This window comes from Microbacterium sp. zg-B185 (genome assembly GCF_030246885.1).
In the GTDB taxonomy this organism is placed as follows: Bacteria; Actinomycetota; Actinomycetes; order Actinomycetales; family Microbacteriaceae; genus Microbacterium.
Genome location: NZ_CP126739.1, coordinates 710,934 through 728,180, shown reverse-complemented (window position 1 = coordinate 728,180; position 17,247 = coordinate 710,934). Strand labels below are relative to the sequence as shown.

16 protein-coding genes are annotated in these 17,247 nt (G+C 67.5%); 13 read left to right on the top strand and 3 right to left on the bottom strand.

From position 1 onward, the window contains the following. Nucleotides 1-8 precede the first annotated feature (8 nt). Nucleotides 9-590, top strand: a complete 582-nt coding sequence (locus QNO12_RS03440) for a GNAT family N-acetyltransferase (protein WP_257502962.1) — start codon at nt 9-11, stop codon at nt 588-590. A gap of 94 nt (nt 591-684) precedes the next feature. On the opposite strand, the gene QNO12_RS03435 is transcribed toward QNO12_RS03440, so the two are convergent. Next, the gene (locus QNO12_RS03435; protein WP_257502963.1) at nt 685-2,163 is read right to left on the bottom strand and encodes a helix-turn-helix transcriptional regulator; all 1,479 of its coding nucleotides are present in this window, start codon (nt 2,161-2,163) and stop codon (nt 685-687) included. A gap of 202 nt (nt 2,164-2,365) precedes the next feature. Between QNO12_RS03435 and aceB the strand changes: the two genes are divergently transcribed. Further along, nucleotides 2,366-4,045 carry a malate synthase A gene (aceB, locus tag QNO12_RS03430; protein WP_374761036.1) on the top strand — a complete coding sequence of 560 codons (1,680 nt, stop codon included), beginning with the start codon at nt 2,366-2,368 and terminating at the stop codon, nt 4,043-4,045. Nucleotides 4,046-4,100: 55 nt separating this feature from the next. Continuing rightward, entirely contained in the window at nt 4,101-5,696 is a 1,596-nt protein-coding gene (locus tag QNO12_RS03425; RefSeq protein WP_257502964.1) for an isocitrate lyase, read from the top strand. A 170-nt stretch (nt 5,697-5,866) separates the two neighbouring features. Here QNO12_RS03425 and QNO12_RS03420 read toward each other — a convergent pair whose 3' ends face one another. Together QNO12_RS03420 and QNO12_RS03415 are read right to left on the bottom strand one after the other, a co-directional pair. Next, on the bottom strand, nt 5,867-6,304 hold the full coding sequence (locus tag QNO12_RS03420; protein WP_257503960.1) for a MarR family winged helix-turn-helix transcriptional regulator: 438 nt from the start codon (nt 6,302-6,304) through the stop codon (nt 5,867-5,869). A gap of 82 nt (nt 6,305-6,386) precedes the next feature. After that, nucleotides 6,387-7,703: an NtaA/DmoA family FMN-dependent monooxygenase gene (locus tag QNO12_RS03415; RefSeq protein WP_257503959.1), complete on the bottom strand. Its 1,317-nt coding sequence runs from the start codon at nt 7,701-7,703 to the stop codon at nt 6,387-6,389. A 407-nt stretch (nt 7,704-8,110) separates the two neighbouring features. Between QNO12_RS03415 and QNO12_RS03410 the strand changes: the two genes are divergently transcribed. From QNO12_RS03410 to QNO12_RS03365, 10 genes are all read left to right on the top strand, one after another. Beyond that, a complete protein-coding gene (locus QNO12_RS03410) occupies nt 8,111-9,088 on the top strand; it encodes an ABC transporter permease (RefSeq protein WP_257503958.1) in 978 nt (325 codons plus the stop codon). Beyond that, nucleotides 9,085-9,993: an ABC transporter permease gene (locus tag QNO12_RS03405; protein WP_257503957.1), complete on the top strand. Its 909-nt coding sequence runs from the start codon at nt 9,085-9,087 to the stop codon at nt 9,991-9,993. The genes QNO12_RS03410 and QNO12_RS03405 overlap by 4 nt, the downstream gene beginning before the upstream one ends. Then, nucleotides 9,990-10,940: an ABC transporter ATP-binding protein gene (locus tag QNO12_RS03400; protein WP_257503956.1), complete on the top strand. Its 951-nt coding sequence runs from the start codon at nt 9,990-9,992 to the stop codon at nt 10,938-10,940. The genes QNO12_RS03405 and QNO12_RS03400 overlap by 4 nt, the downstream gene beginning before the upstream one ends. Next, a complete protein-coding gene (locus QNO12_RS03395) occupies nt 10,937-11,719 on the top strand; it encodes an ABC transporter ATP-binding protein (RefSeq protein WP_257503955.1) in 783 nt (260 codons plus the stop codon). The genes QNO12_RS03400 and QNO12_RS03395 overlap by 4 nt, the downstream gene beginning before the upstream one ends. Nucleotides 11,720-11,798: 79 nt before the next feature. Continuing rightward, nucleotides 11,799-13,406 carry an ABC transporter substrate-binding protein gene (locus QNO12_RS03390; RefSeq protein ID WP_257503954.1) on the top strand — a complete coding sequence of 536 codons (1,608 nt, stop codon included), beginning with the start codon at nt 11,799-11,801 and terminating at the stop codon, nt 13,404-13,406. A 122-nt stretch (nt 13,407-13,528) separates the two neighbouring features. Next, complete coding sequence (locus QNO12_RS03385; protein ID WP_257503953.1) at nt 13,529-14,086, top strand: UGSC family (seleno)protein; 558 nt, start codon at nt 13,529-13,531, stop codon at nt 14,084-14,086. Then, nucleotides 14,083-15,120, top strand: a complete 1,038-nt coding sequence (locus tag QNO12_RS03380; protein ID WP_257503952.1) for a hypothetical protein — start codon at nt 14,083-14,085, stop codon at nt 15,118-15,120. Before QNO12_RS03385 ends, QNO12_RS03380 begins: the two co-directional genes overlap by 4 nt. 36 nt (nt 15,121-15,156) lie before the next feature. Then, on the top strand, nt 15,157-16,008 hold the full coding sequence (locus QNO12_RS03375) for an SDR family NAD(P)-dependent oxidoreductase (RefSeq protein ID WP_257503951.1): 852 nt from the start codon (nt 15,157-15,159) through the stop codon (nt 16,006-16,008). A 107-nt stretch (nt 16,009-16,115) separates the two neighbouring features. Continuing rightward, entirely contained in the window at nt 16,116-16,766 is a 651-nt protein-coding gene (locus QNO12_RS03370) for an LLM class oxidoreductase (protein ID WP_257503950.1), read from the top strand. A 104-nt stretch (nt 16,767-16,870) separates the two neighbouring features. Continuing rightward, entirely contained in the window at nt 16,871-17,209 is a 339-nt protein-coding gene (locus tag QNO12_RS03365) for a YciI family protein (RefSeq protein ID WP_257503949.1), read from the top strand. Nucleotides 17,210-17,247 lie beyond the last annotated feature (38 nt).

The window sequence follows — 17,247 nt, the reverse complement described above, 5'->3', positions numbered from 1 at the left end:
CTCGAGGCATGCTACTTCGGGAGCCCATCATCCTCGAGAACGCGTTCGTGCGCCTTGAGCCGCTCGCCCCCGAGCACGCCGAGGATCTCATCGAGGCTGCGACGGGCCTGGAGCACGCCTGGTACACGTTCGTGCCGACCCCGGAGGCTATCGAGACCGAGATCCGTGAGCGCCGTGCGCTGCGCGACGACGGCTCGCACAACCCGTGGGCGGTGCGCCGCCTGGACACCGGCCGGGTGGTGGGGATGACCAGCTATCTGAACATCGATCAGCCCCACCGCCACGTGGAGATCGGCTCCACCTGGCTGGCGCTCAGCGCCCAGCGGACGGCCGCCAACACCGCCGCCAAGCTGCTGCTGCTGGGGCACGCGTTCGAGGAGTGCGACGCGATCGCGGTGGAGCTGCGCACGCACTGGCACAATCGTCAGTCCCGCGATGCCATCGCGCGCCTCGGGGCCAAGCAGGACGGTGTCCTGCGCAACCACCGCATCGGTCCGGAAGGCACCCTCCGCGACACCGTGGTGTTCTCGATCCTGCCGACGGAGTGGCCGGCGGTCCGGCTGGGCTTGGAGTCGCGGCTGGCTCGCTGAGGCGGATGCCGCGGCATCCGCTCGGCTGTCACAACACGCCGACCGGGCCGGCAGAACGCGACAGGCCAGCACCAGCCCGATCGCGCGCGTGAACTCAGTGCGGCGCGTGCGCCTCCAGGAATTCGTACACGTCCGTGGTGTCCACACCCGGAAAGGCTCCGGTCGGCAGCGTCGCCAGCAGCGTCCGGGGCGTGCGGACGTTCGGCCAGGACTGCTCGCGCCACGCCGCCTCCAACTCGGCGGGGGGCCGCCGGCAGCAGACCTCCACCGAGTGCTTCGACACACCCCGATTCGTGGTGTCCCGGCCGATGAACCACTTCGTGTCATCGAAGCGGACGCCGACGCTGACCGAATGCGCGCCCTCACTGGACAGCTCCACGCGCGCGGTGCACCAGTAGGTGCCGTTGCCGGTGTCGGTGTACTGGTAGTACGGATTGAAGTGGTCGTCCACGTCGAACACGACCCGGCTGGTCCACCGCCGGCAGCACGGCTGTCCCTCGATCGCGCCCAGGCGGTCGGTGGGGAAGTTCACGCCGTCGTTCTCGTACGCCTTGGTGATCGTCCCGGACTCGTGCACCTTGAGGAAGTGCACCGGGATGCCCAGGTGCACGGTCGCAAGATTCGTGAAGCGGTGCGCGGCCGTCTCGTACGAGACCGAGTACGCATCGCGCAGGTCCTCGATCGACACCGCGCGGCGGCCCTTCGCCTCCTGCAGGAACGGCACCGCGTGCGCTTCCGGTACCAGCAGCGCCCCCGTCAGGTAGTTCGTCTCCACCCGCTGCCGCAGGAACTCCGCGTAGCTGGTGGGCTCCCGGTGGCCGAGGATGCGGCTGGACAGCGCCTGCAGCACCGCGGTGCGCGGGTCCCCCTTGGACGCGAGCCGACTGGACAGATAGAGGCGGCCGTTCTTGATGTCCGCGACGCTGCGGGTGGTCTGCGGCAGGTCCGGCACGTAGTGCAGGGTGAACCCGAGATGGGCGGCGATATCGGATGCCGTCCGCTGCGTCAGCGGACCGCCGGGGTGGCCGACCGCACCGAGGATCTCCCGCGCCTGCACCTCCAGCTCGGGGAAGTGGTTGTTCTGCGTGCGCATGAGGCGGCGCAGAGCGACGTTCGCGCGCCGGGCCTCTTCCGGCGTCGCGGCGCGCTCGTCGCGCAGCCGTTCGATCTCACCCTGCAGCGCGAGCATGGCGGCGAGCGCCTCGTTCGGAACCGCCTTGCCCACGCGGAACGGGGCGATCCCGAGCGCCTGGAAGGTCTGACCGCGCATCGCCCGCTCGAGTCCGATCTCAAGGGTGGAGCGCTCGTCCAGCGGCTCGGAGGCCAGGAGCGAGTCCAGGGTGGCGCCGAGGGCGCGCGCGATGGTGCGCAGCAGCGTCAGCTTGGGCTCGCGGCGCCCATTCTCGATCATGGACAGCTGGCTCGGAGCCCGCTGCACAGCGGCTGCCAGCTCGTCGAGGGTCATGCCGCGCTCGGTGCGCAGCTGCCGGATGCGGCGGCCGATGGTCAGGGAGTCCACCTCTTCATCGTCGGGCAGTTCATCCTGCAGTTCCCGGCTCGGCAGCGTCGTCATGGGCCGATTCTGTCACGAAAGCAGAACTTTGCGGAATTTTCACACCACGACCCGACGAGTGACAGTGCGAACTTCACACACAGTGGAACCACGACCACACCCCTCGGTCCCGAACAGGGATCACCGGATGCCGAGCCGGACGCACACGCCGCGCCCGCAGCATCCCGCACGCTCACGGACACGTTCACAGGAAGACAGGGCAATGACACCTGCAACCGCCGCCCCGATGCGCACGCGCACCGGGGCCATCCCGACCCAGACCGCCGAACCCTCGATCGAGGTCATCGCTCGCCTGGCCCCCCGCTACGCGGAGATCCTCACACCCGAGGCCGTCACGTTCCTCACCGAGCTGCACCAGCGCTTCGCGGCCCGCCGGCACGACCGGCTCGCCGACCGCATGCGCCGCCGCTTCGAGATCGGCAACGGGCATGATCCGCGCTTCCGCGATGACACGGCGCACATCCGAGAGGATGCCGGATGGCGCGTCGCCGGTGCCGGTCCCGGCCTGGAGGACCGGCGCGTCGAGATCACCGGCCCCACCGACCCGAAGATGACGATCAACGCCCTCAACTCAGGGGCGCGCGTATGGCTGGCTGACCAGGAGGATGCCACCTCCCCCACGTGGAGGAACGTCATCGAGGGACAGCTGTCGCTGCGCGACGCGATCCGCGGCGAGCTGTCGTTCACGAGCCCCGCGTCTGAAACGGCGCCCGGCAAGACGTACGCGGTCACGGCCGAGCGGACCCCGACGATCGTCATGCGTCCGCGCGGCTGGCACCTCACCGAGGCGCACCTGCAGTTCACCGACCGTGCGGGCCGCACGATGGCGGCATCCGGGTCGCTGGTGGATTTCGGTCTCTACTTCTTCCACAACGCCGGACAGCTGATCCAGGACGGGCGCGGGCCGTACTTCTATCTGGCCAAGCTCGAATCGAGTGAAGAAGCAAAGCTGTGGGACGACGTCTTCACCTTCAGCGAGCGGTACATCGGCATCCCGCACGGCACCATTCGCGCCACGGTGCTCATCGAGACCCTGCCTGCGGCGTTCGAGATGGAGGAGATCCTCTTCGAGCTGCGCGACCACTGCGCGGGATTGAACGCGGGCAGGTGGGACTACATCTTCTCGATCATCAAGAACTACCGGGGCCGCGGCGCACGCTTCGTGCTCCCGGACCGCAGCGAGGTCACGATGACGGTCCCGTTCATGCGCGCCTACACCGAGCTGCTGGTGAAGACCTGCCACAAGCGCGGGGCATTCGCCATCGGCGGCATGAGCGCGTTCATCCCCAACCGCCGCGACCCCGAGGTGACACGGCAGGCGTTCGAGAAGGTCGCCGCGGACAAGAAGCGCGAGGCCGGCGACGGGTTCGACGGCACCTGGGTGGCCCACCCCGACCTGATCCCGACCGCGATGGCCGAGTTCGACGCGGTGCTGGGCGACCGGCCCAACCAGATCGACCGGCAGCGCGACGACGTGCGGGTGACGGCATCCGACCTGCTCGATGTGCACATCGGGCGACCGGTGACCGCCGCGGGGGTGCACGCGAACGTGTCCGTCGCAGTCCGCTACATCGAAGCGTGGCTGCGGGGTCTGGGCGCGGTCGCGATCGACAACCTCATGGAGGATGCCGCGACGGCCGAGATCTCCCGCTCCCAGGTGTGGCAGTGGATCCACCAGGACCACTCCACTGCCGAGGGCCGGCCGATCACCCGGGAGTACATCGAGGAATGCATCGCCGAGGTGCTCGGCGATGTCGATCGCCGCGCGGGTGACCGGTACGAGGATGCCGCGGAGATCTTCCGTGAGGTCGCCCTCGGCCAGGACTTCCCGGCGTTCCTGACGCTCCCGGCCTACACGAAGTTCCTCGTCGACACCGACTAGCCCGCACCGCGGCGGCTCATCCGAGCCGACCACGAACACGATCGAAGGAAGTGAAATGACTCAGTACCACAACGACATCGAAGCCGTCGCGGCGCTCAAGGAGCAGTACGGCTCCGGCTGGAACGCCATCGACCCGGAGTCCGTCGCCCGGATGCGGACGCAGAACCGCTTCCGGACCGGGCTCGAGATCGCCCAGTACACGGCGGACATCATGCGCCGCGACATGGCCGAGTACGACGCCGACTCTTCGGCGTACACCCAGTCCCTCGGAGTGTGGCACGGGTTCATCGGGCAGCAGAAGCTCATCTCGATCAAGAAGCACCTCAAGACCACGAACAAGCGCTATCTGTATCTGTCGGGGTGGATGGTCGCCGCGCTGCGTTCGCAGTTCGGGCCCCTTCCCGACCAGTCGATGCACGAGAAGACCTCGGTGCCCGCCCTGATCGAGGAGCTCTACACCTTCCTCCGCCAGGCAGACGCCCGCGAGCTGGACCTGCTCTTCACACAGCTCGATGAGGCCCGCCGCGCCGGTGACGAGACCGCCGTGGATTTCATCCAGTCGCAGATCGACAGCTACGAGACCCACGTGGTGCCGATCATCGCCGACATCGACGCCGGCTTCGGCAATCCCGAGGCCACGTACCTTCTCGCCAAGAAGATGATCGAAGCAGGCGCCTGCGCCATCCAGATCGAGAATCAGGTGTCGGACGAGAAGCAGTGCGGCCACCAAGACGGAAAGGTCACCGTGCCGCACGAGGACTTCATCGCCAAGCTCACCGCGGTCCGCTACGCCTTCCTCGAGCTCGGCATCGACAACGGCATCATCGTCGCCCGCACCGACTCGCTCGGCGCCGGCCTCACGCAGAAGATCGCCGTCTCGAGCGGGTCGGGCGACCTCGGCGATCAGTACAACTCCTTCCTCGATGCCGAAGAGATCTCGGACGCGGATCTCGCCAACGGCGACGTCGTCATCAAGCGCGACGGCACGCTGCTGCGCCCGAAGCGCCTCGCCAGCAACCTCTACCAGTTCCGCCCCGGAACCGGCGAGGAGCGCGTCGTGCTGGACTGCATCACCTCGCTGCGCAACGGTGCCGATCTGCTGTGGATCGAGACCGAGAAGCCGCACGTCGAGCAGATTGCCGCGATGGTGGACGCGATCCGCGAGGAGGTCCCGAACGCGAAGCTCGTGTACAACAACAGCCCGTCGTTCAACTGGACGCTGAGCTTCCGCCAGCAGGCCTACGACCTGCTCGCGGAGCAGGGCGCGGATATCTCAGCGTACGATCGCGCGGACCTCATGAACGTCGGCTACGACGACACCGAGCTGGCGCAGCTGGCCGACGAGAAGATCCGCTCGTTCCAGAAGGACGGCTCGGCCCGTGCCGGGATCTTCCATCACCTGATCACGCTGCCGACCTATCACACCGCCGCGCTGTCCACCGACGACCTGGCCAAGGGCTACTTCGGCGACGAGGGCATGCTCGCGTACGTGAAGGGCGTTCAGCGTCGGGAGATCCGGGAGGGTATCGCCACGGTCAAGCACCAGAACATGGCCGGCAGCGACATCGGTGACAACCACAAGGAGTACTTCGCCGGCGAGGCGGCCCTGAAAGCCGGCGGTCAGCACAACACGATGAACCAATTCAACTGAGTCCCCGGTTCACCTGAGTCTCCGGTCCCCGCTCGCGCGAAAGCCCGCAGCCGAGCACCGCTCGCCTGTCGCAACCTGCACCCTCCCACGGCGTGTCGTGACAGGCGAGCGGAGTGCGGGGGTTGCGGGGCGGCGGGGCGGCGGGGCGGCGGGGTGCGGGGGCGGGAGGGCTAGGGGTCCTGCATCCGGTCGGCGTGCGCTGCGACCCGCGTCACCAGTGCCTCGAAGAATGCCAGTTCGTCGCGGTTGAGCACGCTCATGATCGCTCTGATGTCCCGCTCCGCGCTCGGGGCGAGCTCGTCGAAGAGGGTGCGACCCTCCGCGGTCGCGGTCAGCAGGTTGCGTCGGGAATCGTGCGGGTCGCGGTCACCGGTCACCCGGCCCGCGGTCCGCAGCACGTGCACCGCGCGGCTGACGTTCATGGCGGTCAGTCCGGTCCTCGAGCAGATCTCGGTCGCGGTGATGCCCGGTGAGTCCACGATCTGGACGAGCGCACGCCACTCCGCGAGAGAGATCGCGTGCTTCTCGGAATAGTGCCTCAGGAAGGGCCTGGCCAGCAGCTGGCTGAGCCGGTTGAGTTCGCCCGCGAGTCGCAGTTCCGCGGTCATCCGCACGGGTTCCTCCGCGGCCTGTTCTCCCATTGGTCCCCCGCCGAAACTCGGTGCGCTGCGGACGTCCGGCACGCGCGCGCTACCGGCCGGCCGGCCGCGCGAATCCCATTCGCTCGCGAAGGGTATCGCCCCGGTACTCCGACTGGAAGTACCCCTTCTCCTGCAGCAGCGGCACGAGCAGCTCCAGCATCCGATTCATGCCGTCGGGGATCGAGGGCGGGTCCAGATTGAACCCGTCGCACACGCCGCGATCGAACCAGTCGATCATGTCCCGCGCCACGTCCTCGGCAGAGCCGATGAGGATCCGGTGCCCGCCCGCACGCGCGAACGCAACGATCATCTGACGGACGGTCAGTCCTTCTTCCAGCGCCATCCGCCGGTAGCTGTGCCACCGCGAGCTGTTCGCCGGGCCTTCGACGAACCGCTCGTCCGGAATCCGCTCGTCCAGGTCGAGATCGTCGATGGCGATCCCCGCGGCCGATGACAGTCGTCTGCGACCGGCGACCAGGTCGATGAACGACTCCAGTTCCTGCGAGAGCTCCTCTGCTTCGCTCGTGGTCTTGCCCACGATGGGCACGACCCCCGGCAGGATCTTGATGCGGCGCGGATCGCGGCCGCTGGTGACCGCCTGGGCACGTACTCGGTCGGAGAACGTGCGCATGGATTCCAGATCCGGCTGCGCGGTGTAGATCGCATCCGCGACCGAGGCGCCCAGCTGCAGGCCGGCCGGCGACTGCCCGGCCTGGAAGAGCACTGGGTGTCCCTGCGGGGAGCGGGGCATGTTCAACGCGCCCTGCACCCGGAAGTGCTCGCCCACGTAGTCGATGTCGCGGATCCTGCTGACATCCGCCCACTGACCGGACTCGCGGTCGTTCAGGACGGCGTCGTCCGACCAGCTATCCCAGAGCCGCAGCGTCACGTCCACGAACTCCTCGGCCCGCCGGTACCTGGCCTCGGGCGAGGGCATCTCGGAGAGCCCGAAGTTCTGGTAACCGCCGAAGAGGGAGGTGACGATGTTCCAGCCCACCCGCCCCCCGCTGAGCCGATCGAGGCCGGTGAGCTGACGGGCCACGTTGTACGGCTCCGAGAACGTCGTCGAGACCGACCCCACCAAGCCGATCTTCCGGGTGGCACCGATCAGCGCACCCATCGACGAGATCGGTTCGTACAGACCCGTGTTGCGGATGTTGTTGTCCCGGATCGTGCCGACGTCCACGCCGTCGCCGAAGAACACCGCGTGGATCTTCGCCCGTTCCGCGGCGCCGGCCATGTCGGCGATCAGCGACAGCTCGCCGATCTCCTCTGAGCGGCTTCGCGGGTCTCGCCAGCTGTCCATCTGAAAACCCGAAGACAGCATGAACATGGTCAGAACCATCTGGCCGCGCGGTGTCGACACGGTGAACCCCTTTCGTGGTGCGGAAGCTCACACACTCGATGAGACAGTAACATTCGTTTCCTTTTCCTGAGTACCACTCAATGGACTGCCGCTGACCGGACCGGTCGTTTTTCAGGCGACAGCGGAACATTAGACATTGCAGACTGATTCGCGGCTCGTGAAAGCGCAGGATGAAACTATCGCTCGTTACAAACTGAGGTCCGAAATCAGTGCCCCGTGCGCACACACGGATCGCGCGTGCCGAAACAGTTTCCGCTCTGTGAAAGCGATCGCCAGGCAGCCCTCAGCAGGGTGCGAGCATCAGACGTCTGCGGCGCGAAGTCGAGCCGCGGAGCATTTCGAAGGAGAAATCGACCGATGCTGCTCTTTCCCCCCCGACAGCGATTCACGAACGGAGCACACCGCTGATGGCGTTCCTGAAACATCTCGGCAAGATCCTGTTCTCGTCGCTCATCCTCCTGGGCGTCGTCATCACGATCCTGTTCCTCCTGCTGGAGATCGCGCCCGGCGACCCGATCCAGACGCTCGTCGGCGATGTGCCGATCTCGGAGGCGCTGCGTCAGCAGATCTACGCCACCTTCGGCCTCGACAAGCCCCTGTGGGAGCGCTACTTCATCTACATGGGCAACGTGCTCACCGGAAATCTCGGCGTCTCGTTCGGCACCGAGGTGCCGGTCACCCAGTTGATCGGCGAGCGCATCGGCAACACGCTGGCCCTGGCCATCCCGTCGTTCATCCTCTCGACGATCGGCGCGGTCATCATCGGCGCCATCGCCGCCAAGACCCGCAAGCGGTGGCTCGACAGCCTGCTCTCGGGCAGCTCGGTCGCGCTCTTCTCGCTGCCGAACTTCTGGCTCGGCCTCATGCTCATCATCGTCTTCTCGGTCACCCTCGGGTGGCTGCCCGTGCAGGGCAAGGCGCCGTACGGCGTCGAGGGCATTGAGATCCAGTACATGATCCTGCCGCTGATCACGATGGTCACCGCTGAACTGGCCTTCAAGGCCCGCATCATGCGCGCGTCGATGATCGAGTCGCTGGGTCAGGACTTCATGGACACGGCGCGCTCCAAAGGACTGAGTGAACGTCAGGCGCTGCGGCGCCACGCTCTGCCCAACGCGCTCCTTCCCATGGTGACTGTCGCCGGACTCAGCCTCGCCCACATCCTCGCGGGCTCGGTGCTGGTGGAGAAGGTCTTCGGGTGGCCGGGCATGGGCCTGCTCTTCATCGGCGCGATCGAACGGCAGGACACCTTCCTGGTGCTCGGGATCGTCATCGTGCTGACCATCACCATCCTCATCGTGAACATCGTGACCGATGTGGTCTACGGCCTCGTCGATCCGCGACTCCGCAGTCAGATCAAGCGTCCCGTCAGGAGCGAATCGTGAGCGTCCAGCAGCAGTCCCGACCGGCGGCAGACCCGACGCCGGCGCCACCGGTACGCACGGCCCGGCGTCCGCGCAACCCGGACTCCGTCTTGCGGATGTACTTCCGCAAGCCGATCGTGCGGATCTTCATGCCGATCCTGTTGCTTATGATCGTCGCGTCGCTGATCGGCCCCCTGCTCAGCGGGAACCCGTTCGCCACGAACAATCCGCCCTTCATCCCACCCGACTCCGAGTTCCCGCTCGGCACCGACAACCTGGGCCGCGACTACTTGGCACGCGTGCTCATGGGCGGTCAGGTGTCGCTGCTGGTGGGCTTCAGCGTGGCCATCCTGTGTCTGACCCTCGCGCTTGTCGTCGGCGGCATCGCCGGCTTCTACGGCGGTTTCATGGACACGATCCTGGTGAAGATCTCGGAGTTCTTCCAGGTGATCCCCGGCATCATCCTCGCCCTGGTGGCCGCGGCGATCCTCGGGACCAACGTCGCCATCATCGTGGTCATCCTGGCCCTGACAATGTGGCCCGGCGTGGCCCGCATCGTGCGGGCCGAGGCGATGCGCATCTCCCAACTGGGCTATGTCGAATCCCAGCGCGCCGCGGGCTTCTCGAGCCTGCGCATCCTGTGGTCCGACGTCCTGCCCAACGCGATGCCTCCCGTACTAGTGGCGACGACCATGACGGTTGCCCGCGCGATCCTCGCCGAGTCGGGACTGTCCTTCCTCGGCATCGGCGACGCGAACCGGCCGAGCTGGGGGGCGCTGCTGAACCAGGCACAGCCGTACATCTCCACGGCATGGTGGCTGGCGTTCTTCCCCGGCCTCTGCATCTTCCTCGTCGTCCTGGCCATCAACCTCCTCGGCGATGCCCTCAACGACGCGCTCAACCCGTCGATCGGAAGGGTGAAATGACCGCCGCCATCGGAAACCTCGACATCCAGCAACAGGCACGAGAGGATGCCGCACCGCCGGCGTCCGATTCGTCGGCCTTCCTGACCGTCACCGATCTCGAGGTGCACCTGCCGACCGGACCCCGCAAGGAGATCAGGGCGGTGCACTCGGTCAGCCTCGAAGTCCATCGCGGCGAGCGCGTCGGCGTCGTCGGCGAGTCCGGGTCGGGCAAGTCCGTCACCGGCCGCGCCATCGCCGGCCTGCTGCCGACGAACCCGCGTGTGCGCGTCGCCGGGTCGATCCGCTTCGACGGCCGCGAGATGGTCGGCGCACCCGCTCGCGCCTGGGACCAGATCCGCTCGCGCTCGGTGGGCATGATCTTCCAGGATCCGCTGACGTTCCTGAATCCCGTCATGAAGGTGGGTGCACAGGTCCGCGAGGCCGTCGATCCGGCCGCCCGCTCCGGTCGCGACGCGTCCGGAGACCCCGAGGCGATCCGGTTCCTGCAGCTCGCCGGCCTGGCCGACGCGGCAGCGCTCGCGCGCCGCTTTCCGCACGAACTCAGTGGCGGCCAGCGGCAGCGTGTGCTGATCGCGATCGCCATCGCCAAGCAACCGGACCTCATCCTCGCCGATGAGCCGACGACGGCGCTGGATGCCACGGTGCAGCGCAAGGTGCTGCGCACGCTCGACGAGACGGTCGCAAAGCTGGGCACCTCGCTCATCCTCATCTCCCACGATCTGGCGGTCGTGGCCAGCATGACCGACACGATCTATGTCATGTACGCCGGCCGGATCGTCGAATCGGGTCCGACCCGCCGCGTGCTGGAGTCCCCGCAGCACCTGTACACGCAGGCGCTGCTGCGCAGTGTCCGCAGCCTCACCGACGAAGGCGTGGACCTGTGGTCGATTCCGCCGGAGATGCGCCGCGAGATCGACGAACTCGTCCAGAGCGGAGCACCCTCATGATCGAAGTCACCAACGCCTCAAAGGTGTTCCGGTCCCGCCGCGGCGGAGCACCGGTAAACGCCGTCGTCGACGCCAACCTGACCGCTCAGCGCGGCGAATTCGTTGCCATCGTCGGCGAGAGCGGATCCGGCAAGAGCACCCTTGCACGGATGCTGCTGGGGCTGATCCCGGCGACGTCCGGCAGCATCACCATCAACGGGATCAACGTCGACCAGATGAGCGCCGCACAGCGCAAGGACTACCGCCGGACGGTCCAGGCCGTGCTCCAGGACCCGTCCGGATCGCTCAATCCCCGCAAGACCGTCGGACGCACGATCGGTGAGATCGTCCGTCTGCACTCGATCGCTCGCGGCCGCGACGAGGTACACGCGAAGGTGCTCGAGGCCCTCGAACTGGTGGGCCTCTCCCCCGCGGAGCCCTTCATCCACCGCTTCCCGCAGGAACTCAGCGGCGGACAGCGGCAGCGCGTGCTCATCGCCCGCGCGATCGTGCTGAACCCCCAGATCATCGTCGCCGACGAGGCGGTCTCCGCCCTCGACGCGTCGGTCAAGGCCGGGGTCCTCCGACTGATGAACGGCCTCACCGAGCGCCTCGGCGTCGGCTACGTCTTCATCACCCACGACCTGCCGGTCGTCAAGAAGGTGGCCGACCGCGTCTACGTGATGAAGGACGGTGAGATCGTCGAGTCCGGACCCACTCGGCAGATCTTCGACGACCCGCAACACCCTTACACCCAGAGCCTGCTGGCCTCCGAGCTCGTCTTGGAGTCCGTCCTCTGACCGGACATCCGATCGGTCATCACTGAAACACCACCGCGTCCGGCGCGATCAGCGCCCGAAGCTACAGAGAGGTACTCCCATGAAGACCAAGCGCACGACCCGATTCGCCGCAATCGCGGCGCTCGCGTCCGCCGCCCTGCTGGTCGCCGGCTGTTCGTCCAGCGCCGCGCCGACCGAATCGGCCAAGCCCGAGACCCCGAGCGTCTACATCGACGCGATCGCAGCCGACCCGATCAGCTTCAACCCGCAGATCACGAACTCGCCCGTCACGCTGGCGTTCGGCGTCGCCCTGTTCGACCCGCTGGTCTACATCGACGCGGAGTCCGAGATCCACCCGATGCTCGCGAAGTCGTGGGAGTTCAGCGACGACAAGCGGACCCTGACCTTCACGCTCGAAGAGGGTGTCACCTGGCACGACGGCGAGCCGTTCACCTCCGAGGACGTCAAGTTCAACTTCGACGAGATCATGGCCTTCCAGACGTACGGCGCCTCCCTGGTCGAGTCCATCGACTCCGTCGAGGCCCCGGACGAGACCACCGTCGTGCTGAACCTGAACTCCGAGTTCGGGCCGTTCTTCGAGACCCTCTCGCAGCAGGTGATCATCCCGAAGCACATCTACGAGGGCACCGACTACGTGACCAACCCCGCCAACATGGCGCCGATCGGCACCGGTCCGATGAAGTTCGAGTCCTTCTCGTCGGGCGCCGAGGTCATCCTGGTCAAGAACGAGGACTACTGGCGCGGCGACGTGCAGGTCGACAAGGCGATCTACCCGGTCATGGCTGACACCAACACCCGCGCGCTCGCCCTGATCTCCGGCGAGCTCGACAAGGCCACCATCGACGCGTCGCAGCTGGATCAGATCGCGGGCAAACCCGAGCTTGTGCACCTCGAAGACGGCTACTTCGCCCAGGCGGTCGTCGTCGAGATGAACACGAAGAACGAGTACCTGGCGGACCCCGACGTGCGCGCCCTGGTGTTCTCGGCGCTGGACCGCCAAGCCTTCGCGGACGTGGCGATCGCCGGCTACGGCGAGCCGGCCGACGGCTTCTTCCCGAGCACCATGGGGTGGGCCAAGGACGAGAGCGTCGACTTCGACAAAGATTTCCCCTTCGACGTCAAAGCGATCAACAAGGGCCTCGACAAAGCCGGGTTCCCCGTCGGCGCCGACGGCGTCCGATTCACCCTGAACGTCAAGTACATCCAGGAGCTGACGGACACGGTTGCGATGGCATCACAGGCGAAGTCGATGCTGGCGGATGTCGGAATCGGCGTCAACCTCGAGGCGGTCACGTCGGCGATCTTCACGGACCAGATCTACGTGCAGAACAACTTCGATCTGGCGTTCCTGCGGACCACGGTCTCGGCCGACCCCGGACTGGGCATCTCCCGCTGGTACGCCTGCAACCCCGATCACATGTCGGCGCGCAACCCGTCGGGAATCTGCGACGCCGAGATCGACGCGGCCGTCGCCGGCGCGAACTCCACGACGGACCGCGAAGAGCGCGGCGAGTACTTCCGCGACATGCAGAAGCGTGCGAAGGAGCTCATCTTCTTCGCCCCGCTGGTGTGGACGAACGCCGGGTTCCCCACGGTCAACACAGTCCGCTGGGACGGTCTCACCGAGCTCGCCGAGGGAACCCCCAGCGGCAGCTTGAACTGGCTGACCATGAAGTGGAAGGGCTGACCCCCGGGGATTGATCCCCGCCGGAGAGGCCTACGTGCTGGGGTTCCGCGTCGCGGAGCCCCAGCACGCAGCCGCACCGCGACCGCGGACACTCGCACATGCTCGGACAGAAAGGTTCCACAATGACCGCTGAGATCATCGACCCGACACAGCACTTCCACGCGAGCACCGCGGTGACGCCCACGGACGCCGCGCGCCCCGAAACTCTCGCCGGGCTACGCATCGGCCTGCTGGGCAATACCAAACGCAATGCCGACAGCATCCTGGACGCGATCGGAGCCAGGCTCGCTGACCGTCACGCCCAGATTGCGCTCATCCCCCGCACCAAGACTCAATTCGCCATGCCGCTGCCGGTCGAGCTCGTCGAAGAGCTGATCCGGGACTGCGACGTGGTCGTCATCGGGGTCGGCGATTGCGGATCCTGCAGCGCCTCGGCGGTCGCGGACGCCATCGCGCTCGAGAGCGTCGGCATCCCCACCGCGGTGATCTGCACCGACGCCTTCGTCCAGCCCTCTTCCGCGATGGCGGGGCTCAAGGGCGCCCCGGACTTCCCCTACCTCCTGACGGCGCACCCGATCGCGAACCTGACCGCCGACGGCGTCGAGGAGCGCGGCGAGCAGCTGGCCGCTCAGGTCGAGGCGCGATTGATCGGCTCGACGCGGACCGTGGCTGCCGCGTGAGCGAACACGTCGCCGTAGCCCTCGATCCCGACGTCGCAACCGGGGTCGCCGAGGAGCTCTACGGACGCGGCTGGACCGATGGTCTTCCGGCGCTGCCGGCGACCGAGGAATCCGTGCAGCGCTTCCTCGCGACGACGCAGCGCGCCGAAGACGAGGTGGCCGCGCACCACCCGCAGCTCGAACGACACGTGACCGTCCGCGACGTCGCCGTCAGCGCCGTCATGGCGGGGTGCCTCCCCGAGTACTTCCCGGTCGTACTCGCCGCGTGGGACGCGCTCTCCGCGGAACGCGCCGCACTCGGCGGTGGTTGGCAGTCCACCAGCGGCCCTGGCCCGCTCATCGTCGTCAACGGACCGATCCGGCATCAACTGGCCATCAATTCCGAAAGCGGCGTCCTCGGACCCGGCTTCCGCGCGAACGCGACGATCCCCCGCGCGATCGGCCTCACCGTCCGCAACGGATTCGGCATCCGTCCCCGCGAGCTGGAGCAGGCCACCATCGGGACAGTGGGCCGCTGGCAGCTGTGCATCGGCGAGAACGAGGAAGCGAGCCCATGGGAGCCGCTCTCGGAAGAAGCAGGGGTGGAGCCGGGTGTCAGCGCCGTGGCCGCCACCCTGGTGCGCACCTTCGAGGTCGTCGACAATCGCAGCTTCACCTCCGCCCAGGAGGTCCTGGGCGACTTCGTCGACACCATTCAGCGCTCCGGTGCCCTGATCGGGCGCCACAGCCCGACCGGCATCCTGCTCAACCCCGCCCATGCGCAACTGTTCGCAGACGCAGGTATGAGCAAGCAGGACGTCCGCGAGTGGATCGTGGCGCGCGCGGGCCGCACCGAGGCCGAACTGCAGGCGGTCGGCAAGGGACTCAGCCATCTCCCCGGCGGACCGTTCGCTGCCGACCACCGTCACCCGACCTTGGCGGACGCGAAGCCCGCCACCCTTCCGATCATCGTGGCCGGCTCGTCGAATGCGGCGATGTCGATGGTGTTCCGCGTACTCGGCCTCTGGTCGGGCCGCTCGTTCCCCGTGCGCTGATCCCCCTCCTCCACCCTGGCAGAAAGGCCTGAACCCATGACCGAAACCACCGCTGAGAAGTGGCCCGTCCCCGTTACCGATCCCCTGGCCGCCGCCGCGGAGCCCTGGCTCACCGGCAAGGTCGCTCTCGTCGTCGGTGGGGGGTTGAGCGGCCCCGAGGGCGGCATCGGCTTCGCCATCGCCTGGCTGTGCGCGCAGAACGGCGCTGCCGTCGCGGTCCTGGACCGCGACGCCGCGGCCGGAGCCCGCACCGTCGATGCCATCCGCGAGGCCGGTGGGCAGGCGGAGCACTTCTCCGTCGACGTCACCGATGACGCGTCGGTCGAGCAGGCCATCAGCGCCGCGGCCGCGCGGTTCGGGTCCTTCGATGTGGTCGCCGACACGATCGGCGGCACCGGCGTGCAGCCGATGTTCGAAGCGACGTTGGAGCAGTTCGAGCAGGCCATGAAGCTGAACTTCACCGCCGTCTGGTACGTCATGCGCCACGCGCAGAAGCACATGGAGCGCGGCGCGTCGATCGTCACGATCTCCTCCTCGGCTGCCGAGGGACGCGGGCCGGGCATGCCGTACTCGTTCGGCAAGTCCGCGCTGGAGAAGCTCACCACCGGTGCCGCCGGCAGCCTCGCTCCCCGCGGCATCCGGGTCAACTGCGTTCGCGTCGGCATGATCTGGGGCGCGTTCGCGGCGCGCGGGATGAACGAAGAGCAGCGTGCGATCCGGGCGGACAACGTGATCCTGCGCACCGAGGGCAACAACTGGGATATCGCCCGCGCGGCGTTCTACTTCCTCACCGACCAGGCGCGCTGGGTGACCGGACAGACCCTCGCGGTGGACGGCGGCGGATTCCGCATGGCGCCCACCGGCGCGGCCGGCTCGAACCTCAAGTAGCCGCACTTCGCACGTACAGAAGCCTCCGCGCGGTCGCGCGGAGGCTTCTGTACGTGCGGGCGGCTGGGATCAGCTACAAGCCCGCGTGACGGCGGTTGAAGGCGATCGTGCGCGGGTCCAGCGGGGCGGGCTTCTCGGCAAGCGCCCGCGACATGCGGTTGGCTGCTGCGCGAACGTGGTCGGCCAGGCGATTCGGTTCGTTCTACGACCAGTACAAGCAGATCGTCGCCTCGAACGGTCGCGATCCGGACAGGGTGAAGATCCTCCCCGGCATCATGCCGTTCGTCGGCAGGACGCTTGCCGACGCGCAGGAGCTGGCCGCAGACCTGGCGAACGGCATCGAGCCGACCGCGGGCCGGGCGGTGGTCGCGCGGATGCTGGACGTCGACATCGACGACCTCGAGCTGACCGACCGCATCCCCATGGAGCGGCTCGAGGTCACCCCTCAGCGCCAGGAGCGCTGGCACATCTACCGCGCCATGGCCGAGACCCAGACGGTCGGCGAGCTGATGGTCGAGCTCGCGCGGGCCGTCGGCCACCGCTGGATGATCGGGACTCCGGGCATGATCGCGGACAGCATGATCGAGTGGTTCGACAAGCGGGCCTGCGACGGGTTCAACCTGAATCCGCCGAGCTTCCCGGACGGGATGGATGCCATGCTGACTCTGCTCGTTCCCGAACTCCAGGAGCGGGGCTACTTCCAGGACGACTACGCCGGCGACACCCTGCGCGAGCGCATGGGCGCCGAGCCGCGTTAGCCGCGGGAAGATTCGGAGGATCACCCGAGTTTGTCGATCCGCGCGTGCGGCGTTCGACGTCCTTCCCGTAACGTCGCTGCACAGCGGCACTGAAGGGACATGCGATGAAGTACTTGATGCTCGTGGTGGCCGATCCGGATCTCACCACGGATGAAGAACCGGTCCTCACCATAGAGGAATGGGTCGACGAGACCTACGGGCAAGGGCGGGCCACCGACGGGGACCGGCTCCGGCCGCCCTCCGATGCCAAGACCGTAAGACGCCGCAACGGCAAGGTGAGCGTGACGGACGGACCCTTCGCCGAGACACACGAGTGGATCGCCGGTTTCGATCTGCTCGAGTGCGACACTCTCGAGCAGGCGGTCGAGGTCGCGTCTCGGCATCCGATGGCCACCCACGGCACGATCGAGGTGCGTCCGGTCTGGCCGCTCGAGCTGAACTGACCGCTCACCGCCGGGGCGCACTCTGCCGGTGGCGCCCC